The organism is Staphylococcus parequorum (assembly GCF_039237145.1).
GTDB classification, from domain to species: domain Bacteria; phylum Bacillota; class Bacilli; order Staphylococcales; family Staphylococcaceae; genus Staphylococcus; species Staphylococcus equorum_A.
This window is the reverse complement of sequence record NZ_CP150682.1, coordinates 480,225-506,438: the sequence shown is the minus strand read 5'-3', so window position 1 is coordinate 506,438 and position 26,214 is coordinate 480,225. Positions and strand designations below refer to the sequence as shown.

Annotated in this window: 24 protein-coding genes and 1 riboswitch; of the genes, 8 read left to right on the top strand and 16 right to left on the bottom strand. The window is 32.7% G+C overall.

Translation table 11 applies throughout. From position 1 onward, the window contains the following. Positions 1-70 precede the first annotated feature (70 nt). Genes AAA453_RS02330 through AAA453_RS02320 form a run of 3 tightly spaced genes read right to left on the bottom strand, consistent with a single transcriptional unit; the run spans position 71 to position 3,720 of the window. Positions 71-1,432: a gluconate:H+ symporter gene (locus AAA453_RS02330; protein WP_427705985.1), complete on the bottom strand. Its 1,362-nt coding sequence runs from the start codon at positions 1,430-1,432 to the stop codon at positions 71-73. Positions 1,433-1,448: 16 nt separating this feature from the next. Next, positions 1,449-2,831 carry a four-carbon acid sugar kinase family protein gene (locus AAA453_RS02325; protein ID WP_427705983.1) on the bottom strand — a complete coding sequence of 461 codons (1,383 nt, stop codon included), beginning with the start codon at positions 2,829-2,831 and terminating at the stop codon, positions 1,449-1,451. A gap of 13 nt (positions 2,832-2,844) precedes the next feature. Then, on the bottom strand, positions 2,845-3,720 hold the full coding sequence (locus AAA453_RS02320; RefSeq protein ID WP_427705981.1) for an NAD(P)-binding domain-containing protein: 876 nt from the start codon (positions 3,718-3,720) through the stop codon (positions 2,845-2,847). 115 nt (positions 3,721-3,835) lie between these two features. On the opposite strand from AAA453_RS02320, the gene AAA453_RS02315 reads away from it, so the two are divergent. The 4 genes from AAA453_RS02315 (at position 3,836) to AAA453_RS02300 (ending at position 7,288) form a co-directional block, all read left to right on the top strand. Next, complete coding sequence (locus tag AAA453_RS02315) at positions 3,836-4,453, top strand: GntR family transcriptional regulator (RefSeq protein ID WP_427705979.1); 618 nt, start codon at positions 3,836-3,838, stop codon at positions 4,451-4,453. Positions 4,454-4,709: 256 nt separating this feature from the next. Beyond that, complete coding sequence (locus tag AAA453_RS02310) at positions 4,710-5,636, top strand: VOC family protein (protein ID WP_069832729.1); 927 nt, start codon at positions 4,710-4,712, stop codon at positions 5,634-5,636. A 13-nt stretch (positions 5,637-5,649) separates the two neighbouring features. Then, on the top strand, positions 5,650-6,711 hold the full coding sequence (locus AAA453_RS02305; RefSeq protein WP_069818121.1) for an LLM class flavin-dependent oxidoreductase: 1,062 nt from the start codon (positions 5,650-5,652) through the stop codon (positions 6,709-6,711). Positions 6,712-6,721: 10 nt separating this feature from the next. Further along, on the top strand, positions 6,722-7,288 hold the full coding sequence (locus AAA453_RS02300) for an NADPH-dependent FMN reductase (RefSeq protein ID WP_427705977.1): 567 nt from the start codon (positions 6,722-6,724) through the stop codon (positions 7,286-7,288). A gap of 141 nt (positions 7,289-7,429) precedes the next feature. Here AAA453_RS02300 and AAA453_RS02295 read toward each other — a convergent pair whose 3' ends face one another. From AAA453_RS02295 to AAA453_RS02235, 13 genes are all read right to left on the bottom strand, one after another. Further along, positions 7,430-8,413: a choloylglycine hydrolase family protein gene (locus AAA453_RS02295; protein WP_427705975.1), complete on the bottom strand. Its 984-nt coding sequence runs from the start codon at positions 8,411-8,413 to the stop codon at positions 7,430-7,432. A gap of 150 nt (positions 8,414-8,563) precedes the next feature. Continuing rightward, positions 8,564-9,100 carry an anaerobic ribonucleoside-triphosphate reductase activating protein gene (nrdG, locus tag AAA453_RS02290; RefSeq protein ID WP_427705973.1) on the bottom strand — a complete coding sequence of 179 codons (537 nt, stop codon included), beginning with the start codon at positions 9,098-9,100 and terminating at the stop codon, positions 8,564-8,566. Then, complete coding sequence (nrdD, locus tag AAA453_RS02285) at positions 9,097-10,965, bottom strand: anaerobic ribonucleoside-triphosphate reductase (RefSeq protein WP_427707036.1); 1,869 nt, start codon at positions 10,963-10,965, stop codon at positions 9,097-9,099. The genes nrdG and nrdD overlap by 4 nt, the downstream gene beginning before the upstream one ends. A gap of 138 nt (positions 10,966-11,103) precedes the next feature. Beyond that, positions 11,104-12,105: a ThiF family adenylyltransferase gene (locus AAA453_RS02280; protein WP_427705971.1), complete on the bottom strand. Its 1,002-nt coding sequence runs from the start codon at positions 12,103-12,105 to the stop codon at positions 11,104-11,106. Continuing rightward, positions 12,102-12,869, bottom strand: a complete 768-nt coding sequence (locus tag AAA453_RS02275; RefSeq protein WP_427705969.1) for a thiazole synthase — start codon at positions 12,867-12,869, stop codon at positions 12,102-12,104. The genes AAA453_RS02280 and AAA453_RS02275 overlap by 4 nt, the downstream gene beginning before the upstream one ends. 1 nt (position 12,870) lies before the next feature. Beyond that, positions 12,871-13,071, bottom strand: a complete 201-nt coding sequence (gene thiS / locus AAA453_RS02270; RefSeq protein ID WP_069832732.1) for a sulfur carrier protein ThiS — start codon at positions 13,069-13,071, stop codon at positions 12,871-12,873. After that, complete coding sequence (locus AAA453_RS02265; protein WP_427705967.1) at positions 13,049-14,173, bottom strand: NAD(P)/FAD-dependent oxidoreductase; 1,125 nt, start codon at positions 14,171-14,173, stop codon at positions 13,049-13,051. The genes thiS and AAA453_RS02265 overlap by 23 nt, the downstream gene beginning before the upstream one ends. Further along, the gene (locus AAA453_RS02260; protein ID WP_427705965.1) at positions 14,166-14,759 is read right to left on the bottom strand and encodes a thiamine phosphate synthase; all 594 of its coding nucleotides are present in this window, start codon (positions 14,757-14,759) and stop codon (positions 14,166-14,168) included. Before AAA453_RS02260 ends, AAA453_RS02265 begins: the two co-directional genes overlap by 8 nt. Before the next feature lie 59 nt (positions 14,760-14,818). After that, positions 14,819-14,927, bottom strand: a riboswitch (TPP riboswitch). 164 nt (positions 14,928-15,091) lie between these two features. After that, on the bottom strand, positions 15,092-16,588 hold the full coding sequence (gene xylB / locus AAA453_RS02255; protein WP_427705963.1) for a xylulokinase: 1,497 nt from the start codon (positions 16,586-16,588) through the stop codon (positions 15,092-15,094). A gap of 170 nt (positions 16,589-16,758) precedes the next feature. Then, positions 16,759-17,682, bottom strand: a complete 924-nt coding sequence (locus AAA453_RS02250; protein ID WP_427705961.1) for an AEC family transporter — start codon at positions 17,680-17,682, stop codon at positions 16,759-16,761. Between the two features lie 733 nt (positions 17,683-18,415). Then, the gene (locus tag AAA453_RS02245; protein WP_427705960.1) at positions 18,416-18,970 is read right to left on the bottom strand and encodes a DUF4064 domain-containing protein; all 555 of its coding nucleotides are present in this window, start codon (positions 18,968-18,970) and stop codon (positions 18,416-18,418) included. A gap of 156 nt (positions 18,971-19,126) precedes the next feature. Then, positions 19,127-19,588 carry a MarR family winged helix-turn-helix transcriptional regulator gene (locus AAA453_RS02240; protein ID WP_069818108.1) on the bottom strand — a complete coding sequence of 154 codons (462 nt, stop codon included), beginning with the start codon at positions 19,586-19,588 and terminating at the stop codon, positions 19,127-19,129. 27 nt (positions 19,589-19,615) lie between these two features. Further along, positions 19,616-21,049 (bottom strand): YhgE/Pip family protein, encoded by a 1,434-nt coding sequence (locus AAA453_RS02235; RefSeq protein ID WP_427705958.1) that lies wholly within the window; start codon positions 21,047-21,049, stop codon positions 19,616-19,618. A gap of 526 nt (positions 21,050-21,575) precedes the next feature. Here AAA453_RS02235 and AAA453_RS02230 point away from each other — a divergent pair. The 4 genes from AAA453_RS02230 (at position 21,576) to xylA (ending at position 26,213) form a co-directional block, all read left to right on the top strand. After that, entirely contained in the window at positions 21,576-22,457 is an 882-nt protein-coding gene (locus AAA453_RS02230) for an ABC transporter ATP-binding protein (RefSeq protein WP_427705956.1), read from the top strand. Between the two features lie 4 nt (positions 22,458-22,461). Then, a complete protein-coding gene (locus tag AAA453_RS02225; protein ID WP_069818105.1) occupies positions 22,462-23,214 on the top strand; it encodes an amino acid transporter in 753 nt (250 codons plus the stop codon). A gap of 395 nt (positions 23,215-23,609) precedes the next feature. After that, on the top strand, positions 23,610-24,746 hold the full coding sequence (locus tag AAA453_RS02220) for an ROK family protein (RefSeq protein WP_427705954.1): 1,137 nt from the start codon (positions 23,610-23,612) through the stop codon (positions 24,744-24,746). A gap of 144 nt (positions 24,747-24,890) precedes the next feature. Then, positions 24,891-26,213, top strand: a complete 1,323-nt coding sequence (xylA, locus tag AAA453_RS02215; protein ID WP_427705952.1) for a xylose isomerase — start codon at positions 24,891-24,893, stop codon at positions 26,211-26,213. The last annotated feature ends 1 nt before the right edge of the window (position 26,214 follow it).

The following is a 26,214-nucleotide window of genomic DNA, read 5'->3' as shown; positions in this document are numbered from 1 at the left end:
TCCCTTCATAGTATTCACATTTAAGTGCATATTTATGAAGGGATATTTTTATTTTAATTAATAATTAAAATCATATAATTAAATTTGTGATTAATATTAAAATAAGACCTACCACAGATAATATAGACTCTAGTAGTGTCCATGTTAAAAATGTTTCTTTCATAGTTAAGCCAAAGTATTCTTTGAACATCCAGAAACCTGCATCATTAACATGTGAACAGAAAATACTCCCTGCTCCAATTGCTAATACTACTAAAGAGATATTCACATCTGCAGTTTGTAATAAAGGTAATACAATTCCTACTGAAGATATCGCTGCTACTGTCGTGGAGCCTAATGCTGTACGTAATAAAGCAGCAGCTAGCCATGCAAGAACGATTGGTGACATTTCTGTGCCTTTAAATATTTCTGATATAGTGTCACCAACGCCACCATCAATTAATATTTGTTTGAACGTCCCACCACCACCAATGATAAGTATTAACATAGCAATTGGTGTAATTGCGTTAGAAACAGTGTCCATAATTTCCTTCATTGTTTGATTACGTCTAATTCCCATTGTATATATCGCAAACAACACAGCGATAAGCATTGCAGTTACAGAAGTACCAATAAAGTAAATAAAACCTTCAAATCCTTTGGCATTACCATCATCATTACCCGTAATGAGTTGTACCACTGTCGCCAATAACATCAATATAACTGGCGCAAGTGCTGTTAGTAGACTAATACCAAAACTAGGTAATTGATCTTGATCGTATTCCTTCATTTCTCCAACTGCTACTTGATTTCCTTCTCTTTTAAAAGCTTCTGGTGTCAGCTTATGTGCAATTATAGGAAATGTTCCGCCAACAATAATTGCTAATGGAATTCCAATAATAATTCCATACATTAACACATAACCAATATTTGCATTAACAGCTTCAGAAATCGCTACAGGACCTGGATGAGGTGGTAAAAATCCATGTGTTATAGCAATTGATGTTGCCATTGGTAATCCGACTTTTAAATTTGAGATTTCCATTCTTTTTGCTAATGTAAATACTAATGGAATTAATAATACAAATGCTACTTCTAAAAATAATGAAATACCAATAATAAATGAAGCAATAATCATAGCCCATGTCACATATTTTTCACCAAAAACGTTTATAAGTGTGTCTGCAATACGTGTTGCACCACCACCGTCAGATAACAGTTTTCCTAAAATGGACCCTAGACCAAAGATAATGGCAATATGCCCTAAAGTATCGCCCATACCTTTTTCAATAGTTGTGACAATCGTGTCTAAAGGCATACCTAGCAATATACCTGTTACCATTGAAGTAATGATTAATGCAATAAATGTATTTAATTTAAGCCAAATAATTAACATTAATAATATAAGTACCCCTATTACTACAGCAATTAATGGCCACATTTCTCCCATCATTTTATCTCCCTACCTTCTAATTCTCTTTTATACTACTGTTCATTTTGTATACATTGGTTAACGTATTAGTACTACCAATATTTCCCGGGAAAATAACATAAGGCATATTAGAATATTTTGCTTCTTCACCAGTCATCCACACAGGTACGCCCTGTGTTATTTGCCCAATTACTTGTGCTTTTTTAATTTCCAAGCCTTTAGTTGCAACATCACTAGAAGTTATTCCGCCTTTTGCAATAATAAACTTTGGTTTTATGCTTAAGCCCCTTACAATTTCTACCAAAGCATTTGAAATGTTTGTAGAAATCCCTAAATTATTTGTTAAATCTTCAGTTTTTATAACATCTCTAGAAGTATACACAACCACATCTTTACTATTTTTAATTAAATCTTCTACTTCTTGAATTCTTTTATCTATATATATGTTTAAATCTGCTTTAGTAACTGACTTAACATCAAATTCAATTGGATTGATATGCGTATTATTTAGTAAATGATGTAATTGTAATGATGTTTTCTTCACATGTGATCCAACGATAATCAAACCACCATGGTTATTATTACTAAATTGATTTAGGTTAATGATTTCACCTGGAGTCTGACACATCGATTTCACAAAGGACGCTGCTGTTCTAAACATAAATTTCTTATCATCATTCGCTAAAAATGCAGTTAAACAAGAGACAAAATAATCCATATCTTCATCATTCAATGCATCTACCACTACTGCATCAAAGTTTGATACTTCGTGAAATGTTTGTAATATACTTTCCTTATTTCTTTCTCTTATTTGAGATAGTGTAATGTGGTGTACATTTTCAGCTTTAACGTCACCAGAACTCTTCTCTTCTATAAAATCTGCCATCGTTTGGGATTCAAAACCAAATGTAGTATCATTGGCAAATTCACTTTCAGAAACAGGGGTATATCTCCCATCTTCTTTAAGATAATGGACGCCGTTATATGTATACCTCTCACCTTCAAAAAATTCCGGTAAATAAAACACCGCATCAAATGCTTGTTCTGAAGCTTCACTTAAGACCTTAGGTTCTAGGTAAAAGTGACCTCTTAGAGTGGAATCACCCCTACTAATTACAATAAACGGGTAGTCTAAACGTCGAGAAACCAATTCTATATTTCGACTAATCTCCTGATGCAATTTTGTCGTTTCTTGTTCATTCAATGCTCTAGAATTAGTTAATATATAAAACATATGATTCTCTTGCTTAAATCCATCTTCAATTAAATCTTCCGACCAATCTGTATACACAGGTAAGTCTTTAACTGTTTGTGTACCAGTTGGATCATCATCCAAAACTATGATTTTATATTTAAAGTCATCTAACTGCTTATCAATCTCGTCATTGTTTTTTTGGTTAATTATATCTTCAGTTAGCACTTTCTCACCTCATTTATATATTATTAATTTTTTCAAAATATTTTATAATACCAGAATGATCATTTGCGCCATTCCCTTGGGCTACTTCTGATTTATATATTTCTTTGACTTGGTTTGCTAAAGGTAATGTAAGTCCAACTGTATCTGCTGTCGAACTTACATTCTTCATATCTTTCAGGTTTATATTAAGTGTGCCACCAGGTTGATAATCTTCTTCAATCATCTTAGGAAATTTTGCTTCCATAACATTTGAACCTGCAAGGCCGCCTTTAATTGCCTCATGCATACTTTCTAAGTCAATATCAAATTTTTTCGCAAGTACAACTGCTTCAGAAAGTGCTGCGATATTTGTATTTACTATAATTTGATTCGCTAATTTAACAACACTTCCCGCACCAACATCACCGACTCTTATCACAGATTTTGCAATTGGTTTTAGAACGCTCTGAACGATTTCTAAATCTGATTCATCACAACCAATCATGACTGAGAGTTCACCAGTAATTGCTAATGGCTCACCGCCACTTACAGGTGCGTCTATATATTTAATTTGCTTTTCTTTCAAAACTTTACTTATCTCTAACGACTCATTTGGCGTTAACGAACTTGTATCAACAACTGTCTGAACACTAATATCTGACTGATTTAAAATTGCATCTTTTCCACTATATAAAACTGCTTTTACAATTTCACCATTAGGTAATGAAGTAATAATGTGATCTACTTCTTGAGCCATTTGTTTTACAGATACTGCTTGTGCCCCCTCATTAATAACTTCTGCTTCTGCTTCTTTATTTAAATCATTAACGAGAACCGTTACATTCTCTTTCAAGTAATGCTTAACCATTGGTTTTCCCATTATACCGAGACCAATAAATCCTATTTTCATAAATTACACCCTCCTGAAAACGTTTACAAACATTATTGTATACTAGAACGGTTAAAATGTATACATTTATTCAAAGAATTATTTATAGTACACTTATTATAATGAGGTGAAGAAATTGAACACTAATGAATTAACTGTTTATCAAAAGATTAGAAATGATATTATTTCTGGTGAATTAAAAAAAGATGAAAAGATTACAGAAGCTAAACTTGCTAAGAAGTATGATGTAAGCAGAACACCTATACGCGAGGCTTTGAAACAACTAGAATTAGAATATTTTATTAAAAACTCTTATATTTTCATGCCAACAAGTGAAGAATATAGACAAATTTTTGAAATGCGTATTTTATTAGAAACCTATGCATTAAGAAAAGCAGCAGTAGTATACACAAAAGAAGATTTAGAAGAATTAAATAAGTATGCCGAAATAAATATCGATAAAGAATCTGAATCTCAAATTATTGAAACGAATGACAAGTTCCATCAAAAGATTATTGCAGCTACAAATAATCAATTTATACTCGATACGTATCAAAAATATAAAAGTTTTATCTATCTATTTAGTCAAACTGTGATTAATCAACGCCGTCCTGGATTAATCGAAGAACATAAGGAAATTGTTGCGGCACTATTTAACAGAGACATAGATTTAGCTGTTGAATTATTAGAAACACATCTTAAAAATGATTTAGAATTCAGTCTCTATTATTTAGATTTTAAAAAAACTGAATAACATCAAATAGGCATAGATACATAGTAATTCAATGTATCCATGCCTATTTTTATTTCGACTAATTATAGATTTCTAGAACTAATATAACTAAATGAAAACTATGTATACTTATAATAGTTCACAGTTATTGCTTTTTTTCCACTTTCGACATATATTATAGATAACTAGTATACTTTTTATACTACATCGGTTTATTTTCTTTTAAATAGGTAATGAGTATTAAAACTAGAAATTATCATAATGCGGGGGTACACATATGAATATTGTCGGTCATCATCACATTTCAATGTATACAAAAGATGCTCAAATAAACAAAGACTTCTACACTCAAATATTAGGATTACGCTTGGTTGAAAAATCTGTGAACCAAGATAATCCAACTATGTATCACTTATTTTTCGGTGATGAAATTGGCTCTGTCGGTACGTTACTAAGTTTTTTTGAAATTCCAAATGTAGGTAAGAATCGTCCTGGTACAAATTCTATACATCGTTTATCACTACTTGTTCCAAATGAAGCTGCACTATCTTATTTCAAGTCACGTCTCACAGATGCTAATATTACGACAACTGATATGACATATTTAAATCAGCCAGCACTATTATTTAAAGATGTCGATAATCTAGAAATCGTATTGCTTGTTAACGATGATTATAAAATCCCCACAACTTGGAGAAAAAATCCTTATACGGATGTTCCTGTACAACATCAAATATTAGGTATGGGACCCGTTGAGCTTAGAGTACGTAAAGCTCAACCAACCATCGATTTTTTAAAAAACGAATTAAATTACGCACTTCGTCAAGACACTGACGAAACAGTTATGACATTAGATCAAGAAGGTTTGTATACTGATTTTGTAGTTATTGAACAACAAGGGGAACGTGCGCGTCCTGGTCAAGGATATGTACATCATATCGCCGTGAACACACCAAAAGATTCAAATTTAGAAGCCGTATTAAATACAATCAATCATAACCCAGGAAATAATAGTGGTATTATAGACCGCTACTTTTTCAAATCTCTTTATTATCGACATAATAGTATTATGTATGAATTTGCAACTGCCTCACCTGGATTCACGGTTGATACAGATATTGAAAACCTAGGAAAACAACTCAATTTGCCAGATTTTATGGAAAACCAAAGAACAGAAATAGAGTCTAAACTACATGATTTATAAAGGATGATACGATATGGCTAAATTAAAAATGAATGAAAACACCCCATTAGAATTTGGTCTTTATTCACTTGGAGACCACTTACTTAATCCTCATAAAGGTGAAAAAGTAAGTTCTGAAAAACGTATACAAGAATTAATCGAAGCGAGTCAATTAGCTGAACAAGCAGGTATCAATGTTTTCGGCGTTGGTGAAAGCCATCAAGAACATTTTACTACACAAGCACACACTGTTATTTTAGGTGCAATCGCACAAGCAACAAATACGATTAAAATCTCTAGTTCATCCTCTATTATTAGTGCTGCTGATCCAGTTAGAGTTTTTGAAGACTTTGCAACACTAGACCTTATTTCTCACGGTCGCGCAGAAATCGTAGCGGGAAGAGCATCACGCACTGGTATATTTGATTTATTTGGTTTAGATTTAAATGACTACGACGAACTTTATGAAGAGAAATTAAATTTACTTTTAGAGCTTAATAAAACAAATAAAATTACTTGGTCTGGTAAGTTCAGACCTGACTTAAATAACATAGAAATTTATCCAAGGCCTGTTGATAATGTGTTACCCATTTGGAGAGCGGTAGGTGGCCCTGCTGCTAGTGCCATCAAGGCTGGTCGTCAAGGTATTCCAATGATGATTACAACTTTAGGTGGTCCAGCAATGGCATTTAAAAATGCTATAGACGAATACCGTTTAACTGCCAAAGAATATGGCTTTGACAATTCTGCAGAAGCATTACCTGTTTCTACAGCAAGTTTATTCTATACTGCTGATACAACCCAAGCAGCTTTACGTGAATTTTACCCTCATATTAATGTCGGTATGTCGTTTATAAGAGGTACTGGTTATCCAAAACAACAATTTGCAAATACACCTGATTATAGAGATGCTCTAATGGTAGGAAGCCCTCAGCAAATCATTGAAAAAATACTTTACCAACATGAACTATATAATCATCAAAGGTTTATGGCCCAAATTGATTTTGGTGGTGTACCTTTCGATAAAATCATGAAAAATATCGAACTTATCGGTAATGAAATTATACCTGGAGTCAAAAAACATCTGAAAAAGTAGGTGACTTAGTATGAAGATCGTAATTCTATCCGGTTCAACTGTCGGTTCAAAAACAAGTACAGCTATGACATATTTAAACGAAGCAATTTCTCATCAATATGAAGAACATGAAATTCAATTCTTTGATTTAAAAAATTTGAATTTGTCATTTAGTGATGGTCGCAATTATTTAGATTATTCAGGCGATACTTTAGAATTCACTACTGCCTTAATGCAAGCCGATATTATTTTTATTGGTTTCCCAATATTCCAAGCTTCCATTCCTGGCACTTTAAAAAACGTATTTGATCTACTTCCTGTTAACGCTTTTAGAGATAAAGTTATCGGAATCATAGCCACGGCCGGTTCGCCTAAGCATTATTTAATTCCTGAAACACAATTAAAACCAATATTAGGTTATATGAAGGCACACATTATTCAAACTTATGTCTTTATAGAAGAACGTGATTTCTCACAAGGTACGATTGTAAATGATGATATCTTATTTAGAATAGATGAATTAGCAACATCAACATTACGCGTCGCCAAAGTGTATTCACAAATAATAGAAGAAGAAAATGACCAGTATGACTTTTAATGTGTGAATTTCACGAATTAAACTTAAGTACGCTAATTTTTAATTATAAAATTGTTGTGTTTTTATAAAAATACGGAGAAACGATAAATATCATCGTCTCTCCGTATTTTTTAATCTTTCATCATTATAATCAATGTGTTATTAATTCAATTTATTGGTAACTAAACCTTTAGCTGTTTCAAAAACTGTAATATCTTTTTTTGTGATGAGGTCTTCAGTTAATTGCAATTCAGTTATTTGGTTTGTATCGTACCATTTAACATACATTGTGCGTGTTGTTAAATTGAACACAGTTTGGTAAAGGGTATAATGCAATTCTCCATTTTCATCAAGCACAGCACCTTTAGGAATACTAATGCCATCTAATAATTTGAAAGCATCTAATACATCATACTCAGGTTTGTCACTGTTTATAAGATAATTTTTAAAAAATGCAGTACGCACGAATCGCTCTGGTGCTGTATAGCCACCTGGCAACCCATAAGTGCCCCCTTCATTTCCTAAGGATTTTAGCGGTTGCCCCATAAATGTACTTTCCTGTGGTTTATGAGGCGTAATATTTGTATAATTTCTTAAATTTTCATAGTGCCAATTTAAATCTGGGTTATTCGTTAATACACCGATTGGATTTTCATTTATGATGACACGACCATCTTGAAAGGTAAGTTCGACAGATCTGCCTGTATCATCAGAAATGTGGTAATGCAGTGGTGGAACTTCTGCAATTTCGTTTACTACATGCGCTACTACATTGACTGATTTAGCATTTTCGATTAAATCCTCAATATCTTTATTATAGCCAAGTATCCATGTAATAATTTCATTTTGGCTAATATTTATAAAGCCTTCTCGTACTTCAGAGGCATACGATGCATAACCTCTAAAGTACTGTACGGAAGCACCCACGCCGTGTTCATTCACGCCGTCTCCAAATACAAAGCCTGCCATATCACTGCCTGCTCCGATAAAACCATACAACGTCTCACCTTTATATCCAACACGCGATTCCCAATAAAAATGACGTGGTTGTACTGCGGGTTGTCCGTCCAAATGATAAACAAAATCCATTGTACGTCCTAAAATCGCCTGGTTACTTTTTGATAAGAATGAAAATCCTGTACACATTCATAATCTACTCCTTTACGCTATGCTCAATCTCTATCTATAGTGATTACATTCAGTTTCTTGTTCCTCTCCATATTAGGAAACTTCTTACTATATTAATACTAATTCGCTTGCGTAACCGAGTTAAAATATTAAAAACTAAGTTCTTTTTTAATTCGTAATATATTCGCATCGTTTGCCTGTGCTCAATGAAGTTGGTACATCAATAATGCGTTGATTTAATGAACCTTTATAAGGTAAGTTCGGTTGAAACAAATGATTGATAAAAGGCCCATCTACTAATACATCAATGAGCTCAAGTAATGCCCTTCTCTCAGCAGTATCTTGAACTAAATATTCATATAAAAATCCTGTCCATACCCATAACGATTTGGAATTACCAAAACGTTGCCTCAATACTTGGGCACATTTTAAAGTAATATCTACATTACAGAAAGGTTCGCCACCTAAAATGCTTAAACCTGAAAAATAATCTGGTTCGCAATAATTCATAATTTCTTCTAAAATCGGGTCATTAAAACGCTCTCCGTATCTAAAATTTTGAGCAGCTTTGTTATAGCAATTTTCACAGGCAAAAGGACAACCAGAAACATACATACTGCATCTCACCCCTTCGCCATCAACAAAACTCTGCGCTTCTATTTTGGCAATATAACCTTGTCCCTTAGTGATTTCTAAGATTTTCATAATGTCGTATCTTTCAAGTGCTTAACGCGTGCACACATTTCTTTATGTCGACCTTCAATTGTCGGCCGTTGTACAGGATTGCCTAAATAACCGCAAGTTCGTTTAACGACATCTACAGTTGTTGGGTCATCATTACCACATTCAGGGCATTGATAACCTTTAGCCGTTGTTTTGAAATCTCCTTTAAAATCACATTTACGACAATGGTCTATAGGAATATTCGTCCCTAGATAACTCACCTTGTCATAGGAATAATCCCACACCGCTTCCAAAGCTTTCAAATTATGATTGAGCTTTGGATATTCGCAATAGTGAATATACCCACCGCTTGCATATACAGGATAATCTTTTTCAAAATCAATTTTCTTAAATGGTGTAATGTCTTTACGTACATCATAATGGAATGAATTTTGGTAGTAACCTTTATCTGTAATATCAGCAACATCCCCAAATTTTTCTCGATCTAATCTGCAAAATCTATCTGTTAAAGATTCGCTCGGTGTACTATAGATGCTGAACCACACATCGTATTTTTCTGTCCAACGCAGTTGATAAATTTTCATAGCTTTTAAAATAGCTAACGTAAATGCTTTACCTTTGGATTTACTTTCCCAATTCGGACCAAAGAATACTGTAGCCGCTTCATATAAACCGATATAACCCATAGATAATGTTGCACGTTGACCTTTAAATAGGTCCATCACATTATCATTGTCTGTTAAGCGATGCTTAAATGCGCCATTTTTATATAAAATAGGAGCATTATCAGGTGTTGCTTCTGCTATTCGCTCTAAACGATACACTAACGCATCATGCATGATATTCATACGTTCATGGAATAATTTCCAAAATAGTTCTATATCACCATCAGATTCTAATGCAATACGTGGTACATTGAGTGTTACTACTCCAAGATTACATCTACCATTATTTTCATATTCACCTGCTTCATTTTTCCATGCTGGTAAAAATGAACGACATCCCATCGGCGCTTTGAAATCACCTAGTAATTCAACAGTTTTATCATAATTTAAAATATCTGGGTACATACGCTTTGTAGAACATTTTAAAGCAAGTTGTTTAATGTCATAATTAGGATCTGATTCGCTGAAATTCACGCCTTTTTTAATGGAAAATACTAATTTAGGAAAAATTGCGGTAATGCGGTCTTTACCTAAGCCTTTAATACGCGTTTGAAAAATTGCTTGCTGAATTTTACGGCTATATTTATCTAAACCGAGTCCAAAACCAAGTGTTACAAACGGTGTCTGTCCATTAGATGTATATAAAGTATTTATTTCATACTCTAAGCTCTCAATAGCATCACCTATATCTTGTGTCACTTGATTATCCACATATGTATCAATATCCGCTGCATGCACAAATTTTTCTGCAACTTTGCGGTGTTTTTGCTCATTAAATTGAGCGTACTTACTTAACAATTCATCTACTCTATCAATCGTGCAACCACCATACTGACTACTCGATACATTCGCAATAATCTGTACTAACTGCGCAGATGCTGTTTGAATCGATTTCGGTGAAGTCACTGTTGCGTTACCTATTTGAAAACCATCTTCTAGCATACTTTCAGCATCAATTAAGCAACAATTCGTTAGCGGTTGAAAAGGATGATAATCTAGATCATGAAAATGAATATCTCCCTGTTTATGTGCTTCAGCCACATGCTTTGGAAGTAAATAGTCCAGTGCATATGATTTAGAAACGACCCCCGCTGTTAAATCTCTCATTGTTGAAAAAGTAGAACTATCTTTATTGGCATTTTCATTAACTACTGTAGGATCTTTAGTAATAAGATTTTTTAAATTCGTTTCAAGTTTATTCACGTTATCCCTCTTTACTATATATTGCGTTTTATTTTAATTTATAACACTATATATAGTGATTCAAATATGAACATCTACGTTAACGAATTTGTCATATATTTTTAAACATTTCATGAACTTTAGTTTGTTTTTGCAATAAATGCATTAACTCATTTATCACTTTAAGCATTTTAGAAATTCTTCATATAATGCTACTGCTTGGTCTTCATTTTCAATACCATACACGTTCATTCTGCCGTCTTTAAATAGCGTTATTTGATAATCTCGATAAGCTATCATTTTAGCGAAATGATTACTTTTCATAACTTTCACTGGAAGTAAATCTGTATATTTAAATATTTGAGGAGTAAATCTCAGTAGAAATACATTACCGCACTGTTTTTCAATAGAATTTGGTTGAGCCATGTTGAGATATTCATAATTTCCTTCGTTACAGATAGGGCAGTTACTATTTTTTAATGAATCTATATTGAGTGTTTTATATTGCATCGTAAAGCAATCCATCGTTGTTAATTTTTTAGAAAAACCTTTTCCAGACAGCCACCTTAATAACTCTGAGACTTCCATGCTTGCCACTTGGTGAATTACTGGAGGAAGCACACCATTTATTGCGCAACTTTCCCCTGTAGATGGCGTTGTACCAAGCATACATTTTAAGCATGGCCCCTGATAATCAATAGCATATACTGTGCCCTTACTGCCTACAGCTGCACCATAAATCCATGGCACACCTAATTTATGACAAACTTCATTAATCAAATATCTAATCGCAAAATGATCCATTCCATCTAGAACAATGTCAGGTTGATGTTGACAGAGTAATACTTCAATATTTGTATTTGTAATCTCTTGATATAACGCCTGTACTTGAACTTCACTATTAATTTGTCCAAGATGCACTTTTAACGCTTCTACTTTAGGCAGCATTTGCGTGGCATCTGCTTCAACATAAGTAGCCTGTCTGTGTAAATTGGATTGTTCTACAATATCCATATCGATAATGGTGAGCTGACCAACACCCATTCGAGTTAGCAACTCTGCACATTGGCTTCCAAGCGCACCTGCGCCCATGATCATGACATGTGTCTGTTGCAATTGTGCTTGTCCATATTTACCAAATGCTTCATAACGCATTTGTCGATCATAGCGTTGTGTCATAGGAATCCTATACCTTCAGTAGGACTCGAAGCTTGTGCTGTGTATTTCACTGGTATTCTTCCCGCTTCATAACTCAACCTACCTGCATTAATACCTAATTTCATTGCTTCGGCCATTTTCACTGGATTTTGTGCACTAGATATTGCCGTATTAAGTAGGATACCATCTGCACCGAGTTCCATTGCATGACAGACATCTTTAGGAGAACCGATACCCGCATCAACTATGACAGGAACATTTACTTTTTCGATAATATAACGTAAATTCAAAGGATTATTAATACCTCTGCCCGTGCCTATCGGTGATGCGAGTGGCATAATGGCATGCACACCTAAATCTTCTAATCGTTTTGCTAATACCACATCATTAGAAATATAAGGACAAACTGTATAACCTTTATCTAACAAGATTTCACAAGCTTTATACGTTTCTAAAGGGTCGGGCAATAATGTTTCATCGTCTCCTATAACTTCTACTTTAATCATGTCACAGACACCTGCATGATTTGCGATTTCAGCTATGCGGACTGCTTCTTCTGCTGATTTGGCACCTGCAGTATTAGGAAAAGTAATGAATTTAGTTAAGTCTACTTTCGCTAATGGATTGGGTAAATTTTTATCGTATAAATTCATTCGACGTACTGCAAAGGTCAAAACCTCTGTCCCGGAAGCCTCGATTGCTTCCGTTTGTATTGCTTCACTATCAAATTTCCCTGTACCTAATAATAATCTTGAATTCAACTTAAATTCTCCTATATTGAACATGTTATCCGCCTCCTACAAATTCTAATAATTCCAAACGATCTTCATCCGTAACCTTATGCTTTGAAAACTGTTCTCGCTGAATTAATTGGTCATTATGTTCCACAATCATACGTGTTTCATCCAAATCTAGTTCTTGAATCACTTCCTGAATACTTAATGTCTTATCAAAAGTAAAGTTGTCACCATTTATAATGCACTTCATTGGTCTTACCCCTTTCAATTATAAAATCTGCAAATTGTTCCGGCTTACGATCATACTGAATCCAATTGCTCATCCATTTTCCAACGTAAGGTGATAATAAAATGCCATTGCGATAATGTCCTGAAATAATAAATAAATGTTTAGCTACTTCATCCATAATGGGTTTTTCACCTGAGGTATAAGGTCTAACGCCTGACCATTGATTGATTAATTTACCTGCTCTTAATTTAGGAATATGCGTCGTAGCCTGTTGTAACAACCATTTTTTCCCTAATTGCGAGACGCCTACTGAATAATCATCAAAGTAACTTGTAGCTCCAATTAAATAACGATTTTTCATTTTCGGAACAACGTAACAACCATTTGTAGTAAATAACGTTGTTTCTAAAGACAGATTGGGATGCTCTACAAGTAACACTTCACCTTTAACTCCTGTAACACTACTGTTTGGCATGTAGTGGCTCAATAATTTCCCACTCCAAGCTCCTCCAGCGACCATTACCTTTTCCGCAGTTAACACATCTGTATGCGTTACCACACGATAGCCCGGATTTAATGGTGTTATTTCACTAACTTCTGTGTTGTAAATACGATGAATGCCTCGTTGTTCTAACGATTTTAATAATGCTTTCGTGTACTTATTGGCATTGATTTGATTATCATTCGGTATATACATCGCGGATAAATTGTCTGATATTACGTTGCCATTCGTTCTTTGTTTCAGTGACTTTGCAGGCAATAATTCCACAGCTCGGTTGTATTGATGCAGAAATTTGTATTGCTTTTCAACACTTGGGTTATCATCAATACTACTTGCGAGTTTAATTAAACCACTATCCAGATATTCAATATCTAGGCCTACTTCATCTAGCAAACTATCCCTCAGTGGCTCGAACATTTCTTGAGCCTCTCGCGCTATATGAAACAAATCACTGTCTTCAGTAAATTCATTTTGAGCACCAAGCATTCCTCCAGCTTTAAATGAAGCATGTTTCCCTGGTATATCACGATCTATCACAGCAATTTTGATATCTGATTTACTTAATTCTCTTGCGATTGACATACCCATTACACCGGAGCCAATGATTATGACATCATACATACGTCTTCCAAGCCTCCTTCAGCTGTTTGATTTCATTTATGTTTTGTTGCGCAAAAATGGAAATCCCTGCAATGCCTTTGAATCCATTAGGTAGCTCTTTTAAAGTTTGTGTATTGATACCACCTAACGCGATAATTGGGATATTGAATTTTAACGCTTTATTTATTTCATTTTCTGTTCTTGGATGTTGATTCGGTTTAGAACTGGTTTTAAAAATATGTCCATATAAGACAAAAGCTAACTGTAATGCTTCTGCTTGCGCTATATGTTTTGTGTCGTGTGTAGACATACTGACTTGGATGTCAGGATGATTACATTTAAAATCCGCTATGCGTTCATCTTTTTCTTTAAAATGAATCGCACGTAACTTGCATCGTGTTAATACAGTTAAATTGTCATGAATAATTATTTTACTTTTAGGAAAGCCGGATTGGCTAAGCAAATTAACCCAATCAATCAATTCAGTCGTCTCCATTGGTGTTCTGATAATTAAATAGTCTATAAACTGCGCTATATTGATATACTGCTTAATGTCTACTGAATTTAAATACTTATACTGTGTAATTGCTATAAACAATGTTTTCACTCCAAATAAAAAACGTCATTTTTCTGGTAAGAAAAATGACGTTGGATTAACGAATTCGCATGTTTATAACGCCACTTTCCTACGCCAGTACAAACTGGATCAGGTTCAAGGAATTCCCAAGTTACTACTTCGGTCTCAGCCTTATGCAAGGCACTTCCAGTGGTTATTTAAGCTATTTGATTTTTTATAATAATTATTAAATATGTGTTGAAGAATTATTACATACAACTTAACCTATTCCATTGATTATTTCAAGTGGTATTATAATTTAAGTTGATTTCTAAGTGTTAAAGTCGATACTATTACTTATTTTTAAATAATTCAACTTGTAACTATGTTTTAGCTTTAGAAATTTTTAGTAAACCAGCTGTAAGGCTTTGAGTTTGTCGGTATACACTTTGATATAAATCAAAATACAGCATATATTGTTTGTGCTTCTCACTATCTGGTTTAAAAGATTTTTCATAACGTATAAATTGCTTTGTAGCCGCTTCGATACTTTCATACCATCCTAGACCATATACAGCCAAGATTGCTGCACCCATACAAGGTCCTTCTTCATATTTCAATTTACTAATTTCAGTATTAAATATATCCGCTTGTAATTGCAACCAAAAGTCGCTTTTTGCACCGCCACCGATAGACACGATATGTTGAATATCTTTACCACAATCGCGTAAATACTTTATCGACTCGAATAAAGAAAAAGTTATACCTTCAATAACTGCCCGTGCCATGTCACCTCTACTGTGTAAGGCGCTTAAACCTATAAAGCTCCCTCTAATGTTGGAGTCCCCATGTGGCGTACGTTCTCCCGATAGATAGGGTGTGAATAATAATCCATTACTGCCAACCTGTGATTGGCTTGCCACAGTAATAATTTCATCATAGCTTAAATGTCCTAATATATTTCGGCGTAACCACTGCAAACTGTCTCCTGCAGCAAGTGTCACGCCCATAACATAAGACATATCTTCTAATGCATGATTAAAGTAATGCATATTTCGGCGATATTCCGTATGTTTTTCACTTTCACATGATAAAACCACGCCTGAAGTGCCAATACTGCAGAGTGTTTCATTCGTTTTAATCATTCCCGCACCAAGCGCTCCACATGCATTATCACCACCGCCTGCTATAACAGCCACTTGCGCATTTAGTCCGAGTTCTTTTGCTATCTTGTCGTCCATATAGCCTACTAATTTATGTGAAGCTACAAGTTCAGGGTAAATATTATGAACACCAAATTGTTTACCAATATTTTCATCCCAAGCTTTGCACTTATGATCAAATAATAATGTACTCGAGGCATCTGAATATTCCATATTTAACTTGCCAGTTAATTTGAATCGAACATAATCCTTAGGTAATAAAAATACTTTAGTATTGCGCCAATGTTCAGGTTCATTTTCCTTTATCCATAATAATTTCGTAAGTGTAAAACCTTCTAATACAGGATTATCTAACACATAATCACCTAGTTTTTCTTTAATAACTTCACATTGCGGTGTAGTCCTTGTATCGTTCCAAAGAATGGCATTTCTTAGTGGTTCGTCATTATCGTCCAATATCACTAAACTATGCATTTGTCCTGAAAGTGATAGTCCGCTAATATGCATATACTTAACTTCATCTGTCACCATTAATCGCTTAATACATTGTTTAGTTGCTTCAAACCACGCTTCTGGATGTTGCTCATTAAACCCATTTTGTGGCTGTATGATATCTAGAGATTCGCTTGCACTCTGTAAAACTTTACCTTGTCTATTTACTGCTATTACTTTAACGGAGCTTGTTCCAATATCGATACCTAACACTGCATCAGTCAATTTAATCGGTCCTTTATAAATAGATTTTAAATTTTTATTTCGTAATATGTGATATACGACCTATTTATAACACGTTCGATAAAAAAATCAAAATTCTAAAAAAAAAAGGGAACGGAACAGAAATCAAAATTTGATTTCGTATTCCGGCCCCCAAAATGTTGACTAGATATTTAAAATAGAATTCTAGAAAAATAGATGACGATGACTACTGTTACTGCACTTAGTAATGTTGATAAAAAGACCAATTGTGCAGCAAGTTCTGGATGGTTATCATATTCTTGTGCAATAACTGAACTATTTACCGATGTTGGCATAGCAGAAGCAATAAATAATGTTTGTGCAATCACGCCTTCTAAACCAAGTAACTTAATAATCACTAAAGCAATGAGTGGGCCAATAACTAATCTCACAAATATATAAATATAAGAAATTGACCATTTAAAGCTGAATTTAATATTCGCAATTTGAGCACCTAGCAATAATAACGCAATAGCAATCATTGCATCCGCTACGTAATTTGCTGGCGTCCAAATAAATTCTGGGATTGGCACATTATTATAATTTAAAATAATAGCTAACACCAAAGCGTATAAAACTGGCATTTTAAAATATCCAAGTAGCGCCTTTAATTTCCCAATTTGCAATGACTGAATCGCAAAAATCCCGTATGAAAAAGTGAATATATTTTGTAATGACAACACAATAACCTGCACAGACATAGCCAATGGATCGCCCTTAAAAACTAAATCATTAACTGGAACGCCGTAATTACCTGAATTGAAAAACAGAATACTATTCGTCAGCGTTGTAGCTTCCCCTTTATCTGTTTTACGAATAGTAGACAACAGTTTACCAATGACATATAGGACGATCATATACAAAATAAAGAAAATAACTATGTAAAATAAAAGCTTTATAGCAAAGTCTGTTTTATAAAACTTCACAAATATAAAACCTGGAACAAACACATATATATTTAATTTAGCTAGTGTTTTTAAATCTAAAGTGAATTTCTTTTGTAAAATAAATCCTAAAAAAATCATGATAAAAATAGGTAAAAGTACAGTTTGTAAAATATACAACATTTCACTCATTATATGCCCCCCTTTGTTCAAAATCATATATGAATTAGACTTATATAAATTAATTATTATAGTTTATCATAGCAGAATATTAATTAATTTACCGTTTGTCTGACTAATAAAATCTTTTTTCATCCTTACATTTACGTAAAAAAATAAAACAACAAATTGTTTCACGTTAAACAATCCGTTGTTTTATAAATATTTTATGTATGGAATTTCATTTTTAGGCTTCTGAAATCCAGACTCTTTTTAACTTGGTCATCTGGAACTTTGAATAGCTAAAACGCTATAATTTCCACATATTGAGTCGAGAATTAGACTTCCACTAGTCTTCCTTCACTCAGAGGTAAGCCTAACCTTCAATTAAATTGCTGATTTCACGAAGAAATTAGCTCTATTTTGTAATTAAGCATTCTAAGATTAGTGTTTCTTTCCAATACTTAATATATTATTTTTTGCGATTTCTTTTTTTCTCTTCTAACACTGACATCACTATAAATCCAACTACCAAAATAGGTAATAGCATTCCAATTACCATCATCATATTTTTCACCCCATTTTAATATCAGAAAATAGCCCTGATAACAATTAATTTAATAGAATAGTTCTTTATTAAAATATAACATATTTTTTACGGTTTTATGAATGTGAATATGACTATAATATTTGTAATTTGAAAAACTAGATTTCCAATCATATGGAAACCTAGTTTGTTTTTGGTTTATTTAATTATCGAGTTTAATTAGTATTTGTATGGATCATTTTGCTCTTGTTTCGGTTTTCCATCTAAATCATCAAAGTCTTTTAAATCTTGATCTTGATTAGAGTTAGATCTTTCATATGGCTCATTCACTGCGTCTTGCTTATTGTCATTATACATTTCACCATCGCCATGAATCGGTTGTTTTGGTTTTCTTACTAATAACATAACACCTGCAACAATCCATAATACCGCATTTATCCAGTTTCCTAAGAATGAAATAACACCTACTAGAATAAGTAAGATGCCTGCTGCTTTAGCTTTTTTATTTATTAGAATAGCTCCAATGATTGCAATGATTAAAATTACTATAGATAAAACCAAACCTGCTGTTAATAAACTACTCAACATACCGAAGATATTTGTACCATCTTCATATGAGAAGCTTGGATCATCTGCCATCATTTGTTGAATGACTGTTTCTTTTACCTCATTGTTACCTATCATTGGTATGAAAACTGCGATAAGTACTACACCAATTAATTGCAATGCAATACCTATCCATGTGAGTACGCGTTCAGTTGTTCTTTTTATCATAATCGTGCGCCTCCTATTTCTATTTATTCGCTTCAATTACAATGCTAATTATACTAATTGTTAATATTTAAGTCTATTCATTCTAAACAAAATATGTTTGAAATGATAAATAATAAAATAACAAAAAAGGCTCGCATTGTATACGAGCCTTTTTCATCAGTTTTTATGTGCTTTAAATGCGTCATTAAGTCTTGCCAATTGGTCTACAAACTCATGTACTTCATCTGTTGTGAATTTGTCACCTATACGTTCTTTAACAGCTTCAATCATAACTGAATTTGCCTTTTTTAAAAAAGTCTCCCCTTCTGTACTGAGTTTAACTAATTTAATACGTTTATTATCTGTATAGGCTCTTTCAACGTAGCCCATTTCTTCTAATTTAACGATACGTTTAGAAGCTGCCGTTTTAAATATATTTTGCAACATTGCAAGTTCATTAATCGTCACTTTACCTTCAGTTTGTATTATTCTCATTGCTTCAATTTGTTCTCTTGATAGAAAATTACCTAAACCTGTTTCCTTTATCATTTCTACAATTTCTTTATTTAAATGCAACATAACAAACTGAAATTTGGTAATGGCTTCTTCTATCGTTTGATTGATGTTTTCATTTTCCATACTTTTCACCCCTATATTGCTTTAGCTTTACTTAAATTCCACTGAAAACGGAACTTTTTCTCTCTTGTTAAACCATAATAGCACTAAGAATTGTAATAATATCATTCCAATAATAATAGCACTTAATAGTATTACAATGAAACTAAAGTCAAAGTGTCCAGCATTGGTAAAGATTGCTTCTCTATATCCTTGAATCGCATAGGACATTGGAGAAAATGGATGAATCCATCTAAAGAAACTGTCTGAAAGTTCAATTGGGAACATACCTTCACTTGAACTCAATTGTAATATGAGTAATAACATGGATAAGAATAATCCAATTCTATCCAAGAATAACGCTAAGAATGACGTAATCGTTATTGCAGCAATAGCCCATAAGAAGCTCACTAATAGGAAATGTCCTACGTTGTCAATCGACATGTTGAATGCAAATATAACCCAGCTACTCATAAACAATGCTGATAAACTACCTTGTAGTAGATAAAGTAATAGCTTACCAAGCGCTTGTTTAGTTGAGGAAACACCTTTGTTTAATGTTTTTCTCAAAGGATAAATCGCACTAAATGACACTGCTCCAACAAATAAACTTACACTCGCCATATAAGGTACAATTGTTTCGCCATAATTGCCAGCCTCAGTAGGATTATTTTCATTTGTTTTTGTCACATTATTTAATGCTTTTTCATTGTCATCTTCAAGTGAAACATCTTGCTGACTCGTGATTGCTTCATCTAACTTAGCTTGTAATTGATTATTATTTTCCTGTAATTGATTTAAACCATCAGTAACTTGGTCATTACCTGATAATAATTGCTGTGCAGGTTGACCTACGGCTGGGACTAATTGTTGTAAGCCATCACTGACTTGCTGATTACCATCAATTAATTGTGACTCTGCATTAGACATTTCGCCAAGTGCGTCAGATGTATCTTGATAACCATCTTGTGATTTTTTCGTACTCTCAAATATTTCAGTTAAGTAATTTTCACGAATGTCATCTTTAATTGTGTCTGTTACTGTATCAATTGCTTTCTGAGCAGTTTGACTACCCGTGTAACTTGATCCCGGATTAACTTGCGTTTCTAAATTAATTTTTTTAGGATTTTCATCTAATAATGTCGTTGCATTTTTAGATGCGTCTTTAGGTACAATAATTGTTCCGACACTATTACCTTTTTCCAATTCATGTGCAGCTTTTTTCTCGGAAACTGTTTGGAATTTAAAATCCTCATTATCTTTTAATTCATCTACCAAATCATCGCCAATTGTTATTTTTTCACCATTTAATTTGGCTGATTCGTCTTGATTTACAATAGATATTTCCAATTGATCTGTCTTATCATAAGGGTCCCAAATTGAGCCTACAAATAGTGCCACATAAATTAGAGGGATAAGCGCTATGGCTATAAGAGATACAATCAACATTTTATTTCTAAATATAAATTTAAATTCATTAAACATTTACTATCTACCTTTCTTTTTTAAAAATGTACACCCCATGTACTATTAGTTTGAAAATAATCCCAAACGCTATAAATATTACGTTATGGAGCGTGTTAATCCTTGAATTCGTCCATTTTTTCAATATGTGGCGTGTTTTTATTTATACAGTACACCCCATGTACATTTTTATATAATACGCTCTTGAAAATAACTTGTCAATCATAAAATATTAGCGAAATATAAAAATATCTCTATGGTAACTTAGCTCAGTTTAATAGAAGTACATATTGATATTTCTAGGTTGCGTTTTATTCTGAAAAATATATAAATTTGGTAAATTAATTGCATTCATCATACATAATTTGTTCATAAAATATGTATTTATATATATTGACCACCCCTTATATATTCATTATATTAAATATAATATAAACCTTAAACGTGTTATTTATAGATTAATACTAGTTAAGTAAACTTAATTTTATCTTTTATTCTCAATATCATGAAACCTGATATTTTTATTATACAAAGGGAGGTAGTAATTATGCTTGAAATAGATAATCTTTATAAACGCTTTAAAGATTCTGAATTTAATGTGCTTGATGGTATTTCTTTAACGATTAATAAAGGCGATATTATTGGATTAATCGGTAAAAATGGCGCTGGTAAGACTACATTAATGAAAATTATTGCTAAGTCTAAAAAACCAACTTCAGGATCTATCACTTTAAATGGTATAGATATTTTTAAAAATAATAACGTTATGAAAAACGTAGGCATTATGATTGATACAGTTTATTTCAAACACTTTTCCGCTAAAAAAAATTTGATTTACTACTTAAAAGTAAATAATAAGGAAAAATATCTTGATAATATCGATAATGTTCTAGAACTTGTTGGACTTGCACATACTAAAAATAAAAAAGTGAAAGACTTTTCCTTTGGTATGAAACAAAGGTTATCTTTGGCGATGTGTTTACTAGATGAACCTGAATTAGCAATTATGGATGAGCCATTTGTTGGTCTCGATCCTGACGGTGTTAAAACGCTCATTAGCGCTTTAAGAACATGGGTGGAAGAAAGAAACATTGCGCTTCTTATTTCAAGTCACCAGTTAAATGAATTATCCGAGGTTTGTGATAAATTCGTGATTATAAAAAATGGCAAACTTCATCATATTGATTACAACAAAGACCAAGCTTTAAAAATTGTAGTTAAGGAACAAATTTATCCTGAGCATAGACAAGAATTATTAGACCTATTTACAACAATCAAAAATATTTCTATGAATGAAATTTCTATTGAAATCGATTCTGCGGAGTATAACGATATTATGAAATATGTAGTTAATCATTACACATTAGTAAATACAGTCAGCGAACAAGATAATTTGTATCACCATTATGATGAATTTGAAAGGCAGTGAGAAAATGCTTACTAAACATATATTTTGTAATATATCCACTCGCAATTCAGCTTTAATTTTTTACTTAATTGCACTTTATCCATTTTTATATTTAATTACACTCATCCTCCCTACTAACTTTATGCAAATTAATGGAGAAACAAATGGACTCACCGGACTAGATTTCTATTATGGCGTTTTAGCTGCTCAATCACAATTTGCTGTACCATTAATTTTAGTTACATATTTTATTAGTTTTCTTTTTTATGAAGAATATGAATCTGGTCGTTTAATTTTTTATAAAGATATTAGCCGTACATATCTCTATAACTCTAAAATAGCTGCTTTATTATCTATGTATGTTATTTATTTCATCCTATTGTTCATTGCTTCTCAAGTTTTATATTTTACATACATTATTAAATTCAATTATGCTTCGGGAGATTTTTTATCATCTTCTGCGAGTATTAACTACAGTGATATTTTAGGCATTATAGGTATCTATGGGATTACATTAATAGCTGTTTTCTTTGGAATCATGTTATCTATGAAACTCTCAACAGGTTTTAACATACTTGGCGTGGTGATATTATTAATGATAATGTCTGCTGCCCCGCTCATTCATGGATTTAAATACTTCTTTCCTAACAGCTATGAAGAAGCAAATAATATCAATGAATTCTTTACTAAACTCGTAATTATTATTTTAATAACACTCGTTTACTCTATCGTATGTTATCTCGCAGGTTTAAAACTGTTCAAACGCTTAGAATATTAACTTAAAACATCACAATGAATAATTGGTTATAATATATTTTAAAGAATGACAGTGATTTGGGCCGGCTCAAATCACTAACTGGATACTACAGACTGTGCCTGTGGAAAGCGTGCAGTGCATATAATGATTGCCAACAAAGTCGGAGATCTTGTCGACACTATAAAATCATCTAAACATTTAAATGTTTAGATGATTTTTGTGTTTTATCTTATCTTCAATTACCATTTTTTAAATCTCTCTACTATAATATATAATATAAGACATGTATCACTAATATTACTCGCTAACATAACTTTATCTATAATCTATAACTTTGGAGCAATGTGTTACACTGTTGTAATATTAGACAAAAATCGCATTTAAACCCTGTTTAAACTTATATGAGGTAATAAAAAATGGAAAATAATTTAAAAATCAGTATGAACGAAAGACGCGTATTAAAACAAATCTTCAACAATCATAATATTTCACGCACTCAAATATCTAAGAATTTAGAAATCAATAAAGCTACTATTTCTAATATATTAAACGCTTTGAAAAAGAAATCCTTAGTCATTGAAGTGGGCGAAGGTAATAGTACGAAAAGCGGCGGACGCAAACCAATCCTCCTAAAAATCAATAAAAATTATGGTTATTATATTTCTATGGATTTAACATATAGCTCTGTAGAATTAATGTACAATTATTTTGATGGTACCGTGTTAAAACATGAATCATATAACTTACCTGACAAAAAAGTGAGTAGTATCTTGGCTATATTAAAAACAAATATACCTACTTCTGAAAGTTATGATACTTCCTATGGCTTGTTGGGTATGTCTGTCTCAATTCACGGTATTGTAGATCACAATCAAGCTATTATTCACCTTCCCTTCCATGAAAGTGAAGGTATTTCCATTACAGATGAGTTAAGATCACTGACTCAAGTTCCAGTAATTATTGAAAACGAAGCAAACTTATCAGCAATTTATGAAAGAAGCATCCATAGTAATTCAGAAATGAGAAATTTAATTGCTCTAAGTATTCACAAAGGCATTGGTGCAGGTTTAATCATCGATAAAAAATTATATCGTGGCTCTAATGGCGAAGCTGGAGAAATCGGTAAAACGCTCGTACTTCAAAGCGGTGAAACATACAACACAATTGAAAATATTTGCTCCCAAGAAGCATTAATTCAAAGTATTAGTAATCAATTTGAACGAAATATATCACTTCCAGAACTTATTGAACTTTACCATCAACATAACGATATTGTTATTCAAGAAATCGAATATTTTACGACCAAAATTGCAGTATTAGTTCACAATTTAAATACACAATTTAATCCGGATATGATTTATGTTAACTGCACATTAATCAATGAATTACCTGTTATTTTAGATTCGATTAAAACACAGCTAGATCAATATTCGACTCACTCCGTACAACTCAACCTTACTACGAATGTGAAACACGCAACCTTATTAGGTGGCTCAATCGCAATTATGCAGAAATTATTAAACATTGATGATATTCAATTAAAATCTAACTAAACAAACACACCCTTTTACATTTTTGTAGAAGGGTTATTTTTTGAAATATTTTAGAAAGCGTTTACAAAAATAATTTTCCGTGCTATATTATCTCTAAAGTTAGTTTGTTTAATAAACTAACCAACTAGTTATAGGAGGATTATCATGACATATTTCAATATTGATAAAGTAAATTACGAAGGACCTAAATCAAATAATGTTTTTAGTTTTAAATATTATAATCCCGAAGAAAAAGTAGGCGACAAAACAATGGCAGAACACCTAAGATTTGGTGTGGCTTATTGGCATACATTTACAGCTGACTTATCTGACCCATTCGGCGTTGGTACGGCTGAACGTGATTGGGATAACTTAAACGACATGGACAAAGCTAAAGCAAGAGTTGATGCGATTTTCGAATTTATGGAAAAAACACGTATTGATTATTTCTGTTTCCACGATATAGATATCGCTCCAGAAGGTGCAACATTAAAAGAATCTAATGAAAATTTAGATATCATTGTAGACCTTATTAAAGAAAAAATGGATCAAACTGGTAAAAAATTACTTTGGAATACGACAAACAACTTTACACACGAACGTTTTGTACATGGTGCAGCAACTTCTTCTAACGCTGAAGTTTTCGCATATGCCGCTGCAAAAGTTAAGAAATCATTAGAAATCGCTAAAAAGTTAGGCGCTGAAAACTTTGTTTTCTGGGGCGGACGTGAAGGTTATGAAAGTTTATTAAACACAGACATGAAATTAGAGTTAGACAACTTAGCTAATTTCTTAAAATTGGCTAAAAGCTATGCAGAAGAAATTGGTTATACAGGACAATTCTTAATTGAACCTAAGCCAAAAGAACCTACAACACACCAATATGATACTGATGTTGCGACTTCACATGCTTTCTTACAAAAATATGACTTAGATAAAACATTCAAATTCAATATTGAAGCAAACCACGCAACATTAGCTGGGCACACTTTCCAACATGAATTAAGATATGCACGTGATAATGATTTATTAGGTTCAGTAGATGCAAACCAAGGTCACCCACTATTAGGTTGGGACACAGACGAATTCCCTACTGACGTCTACGATACAACATTAGCAATGTACGAAATCTTAAAAAATGGTGGATTAAATCCAGGTGGTTTAAACTTTGATGCTAAACCAAGAAGAACTTCATTCAAACAAGAAGATTTAGTTTTAACGCATATCGCTGGTATGGATACATTTGCACTTGGTTTAAAAGTAGCACACAAAATGATTGAAGATAATTTCTTTGAAAACATTGTAGATGAAAAATATAAATCTTTTGCTGAAGGTATTGGTAAAAAAATAGTTGAAGGTAATACTTCATTTAAAGAATTAGAGGAATATGCTTTCAACATTAATGAGATTGATAACACTTCTGATCGTTTAGAAGTAATTAAAGCTCAAATGAATCAATATATTTTAAACATTAATAATGGAGACTGAT